A 4,319-nucleotide genomic window follows, 5' to 3' on the forward strand; every position below is an offset into this window, starting at 1 on the left:
TACGCAGCTGTTGCGCGGGCCCCGGGGCAGCAGCGTGGCCCTAGTGCTGCACCGCCGCCAGCTGCCGCGGCCGCTGAGCGTGAGCATTCCGCGCAGCCGTATTCCCAACAGCTCCATCGATGCCGCTTATCTGGTCGACCCCCAAACCGGCTACATCAAAGTCAGCCGCTTCGCCTCGGGCACCTACGATGAATTCAAGACAGCCTTGTCCGACTTGCGCCGACAGGGCCTCACGCGCCTCGTGCTCGACCTGCGCGGCAACCCCGGCGGCTACCTTGACCGCGCCACTCGCCTGGCCGACGAGTTTATTGCCGGCTCGCGCAAAATCGTGTATACCGACGGTAAGGGCGACCAGTACGACTCCCAAACCTACGCCCGCGTGGCCGGTGAGTTTGAGGAAGGCCCGCTGGTGGTGCTGGTGGACGAAGGCAGCGCCAGCGCCGCTGAAGTGGTGGCCGGTGCCCTGCAAGACCACGACCGGGCCATTATTGTGGGCCGCCGCACGTTTGGCAAGGGCCTGGTGCAGCAGCCCATTCCGCTCAGCGACGGCGGCGAGCTGCGCCTCACCATTGCCCGCTACTACACGCCGGTGGGCCGCTCCATTCAGAAACCCTACGGGGCCAACTACGCCGAATACAGCGCCGACGTAGCCAATCGCGCCGCCCGTGGCGAGCTGGAATCGGCCGACAGTACCCACTTTACCAAAGAACTGCGCTTCCGCACCGACCACGGTCGCACGGTGTACGGTGGCGGCGGCATCATGCCCGACGTATTTGTGCCGCGTGACTCGCTGGCCCACTCGGCCTACTACACCGCCCTTATGGCGCACGGCGTGCCCCGCGCCTTTGCCCTGACATTCTACCAGGGCCACAAAGAGGAGTTGCAGGCCCTGCGCTTCGAGCAGTTCAACGCCACCTTCCGCATCAGCGACGCCCAGCTAGCCAGCCTGGCCGCCCAGGCCGCGCAGGATGGCGTGGTGGCCGACCCGGGGGCCGTACGGCGCTGCGCCGGACTGCTCCGCAACCAAATCAAGGCGTACATTGCCCGCAGCGCCTACGGTCTGGTACCTTACTACACGGTATTGCGCGAGCACGACTTGGAGCTGCAGCGCGCCCTGCACGCCGTGGGCGACAGCACCGCACAGCTGGCCCTGCTGGGGAAATAAGGCGATTTTTCGCCCGCGCTACAAGCTCCGGCTGATACCCATTTCCAGCCCGCGCAGCTCGGCTAGGCCGCGCAGGCGGCCGATAGCGGAGTAGCCGGGATTGGTTTTTTTGTGCAGGTCGTCGAGCATCTGGTGGCCGTGGTCGGGGCGCATGGGCAGGCTCGTGTTGTGCCGGCGCATGGCCAGCACCAGCTCGCGCATTACGGCGTACATGTCCACGTCGCCTTCGAGGTGGTTGGCTTCGTAGAAGTTGCCCTCGGCGTCGCGCTGGGTACTGCGCAGGTGAATGAAGTGGATGCGGTCGGCAAACTGCCGCACCATGGCGGGCAGGTCGTTGTCGGCCCGCACGCCGAACGAACCGGTGCAAAAGCACAGGCCATTGGCCGGCGAGGGCACGGCCGCGGCCAGCGCGGCAATATCCTCGGCTGTGCTCACCACGCGCGGCAGGCTCAGAATGGGGTAGGGCGGGTCGTCGGGGTGAATGGCGAGGTTGATGCCCACGCGCTCGGCCACCGGCACAATTTCTTGCAGGAACAGCACCAGGTGTTCGCGCAGCTTGGCCGCATCAATGCCCTCGTACGCATCGAGCGCCTGCTGAAACTGCTCCAGCGTGAAGCTCTCCTCGCTGCCCGGCAGGCCGGCAATGATGTTGCGCTGGAGCTGCTGCTGCTCGGTGTTGCTCATGGCCGCGAAGCGGGCTTCGGCGCGGGCCAGCTCGTCGGCGGTGTAGTCCAGGGCGGCATTGCGACGCTTCAACAGCTGCGTATCGAAGGCCACGAAGGCGGCTTTTTCGAAGCGCAGAGCTTTCGAGCCGTCCTCGACTTCGTAGGCCAGGTCGGTGCGCGTCCAGTCGAGCACGGGCATGAAGTTGTAGGTGACCGTGTAGATGCCGCAGGCGGCCAGGTTGCGCAGACTTTCCTGGTAAGTGGTGATGTAGTGCTGGAAGTCGCCGGTGCGGGTTTTGATGTTTTCGTGCACGGGCACGCTTTCCACCACGCTCCACGTGAGGCCGGCGGCAGCCACCTCGGCCTGGCGTTTTTTGATTTCTCTGATAGGCCAGACCTGGCCGTTGGGAATGTGGTGCAGGGCTGTCACCACGTCAGTTGCGCCGGCCTGGCGGATGTCGGCGAGGCTCACGGGGTCGTTGGGGCCGTACCAGCGCCAGCTTTGGAGAAGGGGCATGAGTAGAGTTGGTGTAGAGACGCAATATTTTGCGTCTCGTCGTTGCTGATGTTATTTGGTTGTCGGTGCCGGTTGTTCAACGCAAGCCGTTCGACACCGAGACGCAAAATATTGCGTCTCTACACCCCGCTGTAGGCATTAAAGCCACCGTCTACCACCACGGTTTCGCCGTTCACGAACCGGGAGGCGTTGCTGAGTAGATACACCAAGGTGCCCGTCAGCTCTTCGGGCACGCCGAAGCGCTGGAAGGGCGTGTGGCTGATAAACTTGCGGGCCCGCTCGGTGGGCGAGCCGTCGGGGGCCACCAGCAGGTCGCGGTTTTGGTCGGTGAGGAAGACGCCCGGCGCGATGGCATTCATGCGGATGCCGCCCCCGTAGCGCAGGCCCAACTCGGTGGCCATCCAGCGGGTGTAGCCTTCGATGGCGGTTTTGGCCAGGGTATAGCCCATCACGCGGGTGAGGGGCCGCTGAGCGGTGAGCGACGAGAAGTTGACGATGGAGCCGCTGCCCTGCGTGGCCATCACCCGGCCAAATACGGTGGTCGGAATTACTGTGCCGAACAGGTTCAAATCGACGGCCCGGCGGGTGTCCTCAATGCCCACATCGAACAGGTCCTGCGTGGGACCCACGGTGGCGCCGGGCATATTACCGCCGGCCGCATTCACCAGCCCGTCGATGCGGCCCCAGGTACGCATGATTTCGTCGCAGGCCCGGTGCATCTGTTCGGCATCAAGCACATCACCGAGGATAACCAGCGCCTCGCCGCCTTGGGCACGAATGGCCGCCGCCCGGGCCTCGGCGCGCTCGGCGTTGCGGCCCAGAATGGCCACTTTGGCGCCGGCTTCGGCCACGGCCAGCGACAGCGCTTCGCCCAGTACGCCGGTGGCTCCGGTGATGACCACGACTTTATCGGCGAGCGAAAATTGGGAAAGGGCAGGCATATTTCGGAGGGTATAGGAGGTAGAATTGATTGTGGTTGTTTGCATAAGTTGGAACGTCATGCTGAGCTTGTCGAAGCATCTCCACCGCTCCGTTGAGTCAGCTTGATAATCCCCACGGTAGAGATGCTTCGACAAGCTCAGCATGACGTTCTTTTTTGCCCATCATCAGGTGCTTACAGTAGCTCCAGCGCGCCTTCGAGGCGAATGTCGTCGGAGGCGCTGCCGACCATGAGGTTGAATTTGCCAGGCTCAGCGGCCCATTGTAGCTTCGAATTGTAGAAGGCGAGCTTCTGCTGGTCGATGGTGAAGGTGATGGTTTTGCTTTCGCCGGGTTTGAGGCTGACTTTGCGGAAATCTTTCAGCTCCTTCAGCGGCCGGGCCACGGAAGCCACGGGGTCGCGCAGATAGAGCTGGGCTACTTCCTCGCCGGCCACCTTGCCAGTGTTGGTGAGCGTGAAGCTGACCTGGGCCGACTCGCCGGCTTTCAGCTGCGGCTGGCTGATTTTCAAGTCGGAATACTTGAACGTGGTATAGCTCAGGCCATAGCCGAAGGCGTAGCGCGGCGAGTTGGGCGAGTCGATGTAGGCCGATTTGTAGCGGATGTCGCCGGGCTTGGTGACGGGGCGGCCGGTGTTGTACTGCTGATTGTAGGCAATGGGAATCTGGCCCACGCTGCGCGGGAAGGTGATGGGCAGCTTGCCAGCGGGGTTGTAGTCGCCGTAGAGCACGTCGGCCAGGGCCGTGCCGCCTTCCGAGCCCGGCCACCAGGCGTACAGAATGGCGTCGGCCTGCTCGGCAATGGCGTCGAAAATGAGCGGGCGCCCTCCGAAAACCACCACCGCCACGGGCTTGCCAGTGGCCTTCAGGGCCTTGAATAATTCCTCCTGCACGCCGGGCAAATGAATGTCGGTGCGCGACTTGGCTTCGCCGCTCAAGTCCCAGCTTTCGCCCACGGCCAGCAGCACTACGTCGGCGTTGCGGGCGGCGGCTACGGCCTGCTCGAAGCCGGCGCGGCTGTCGCCGCTCACGGC

Annotated in this window: 4 protein-coding genes; 1 reads left to right on the forward strand and 3 read right to left on the reverse strand. The window is 64.0% G+C overall.

What is annotated here, in order from left to right; all coding sequences use genetic code 11:
• Positions 1-1,165 (forward strand): S41 family peptidase (locus ACYVDE_RS15655; protein ID WP_460502475.1); only part of this gene is annotated, 1,165 nt, incomplete at its 5' end.
• Positions 1,166-1,183: 18 nt separating this feature from the next.
• Here the strand turns inward: ACYVDE_RS15655 and uxuA are convergent.
• The 3 genes from uxuA to ACYVDE_RS15670 form a co-directional block, all read right to left on the reverse strand.
• Positions 1,184-2,347 (reverse strand): mannonate dehydratase, encoded by a 1,164-nt coding sequence (gene uxuA, locus ACYVDE_RS15660; RefSeq protein WP_460502476.1) that lies wholly within the window; start codon positions 2,345-2,347, stop codon positions 1,184-1,186.
• Positions 2,348-2,466: 119 nt separating this feature from the next.
• Complete coding sequence (locus ACYVDE_RS15665) at positions 2,467-3,288, reverse strand: SDR family oxidoreductase (protein WP_460502477.1); 822 nt, start codon at positions 3,286-3,288, stop codon at positions 2,467-2,469.
• 173 nt (positions 3,289-3,461) lie between these two features.
• Positions 3,462-4,319: glycoside hydrolase family 3 C-terminal domain-containing protein (locus ACYVDE_RS15670; protein WP_460502479.1), on the reverse strand; the 858-nt coding region annotated here is incomplete at its 5' end.

The organism is Hymenobacter agri, from assembly GCF_054778495.1.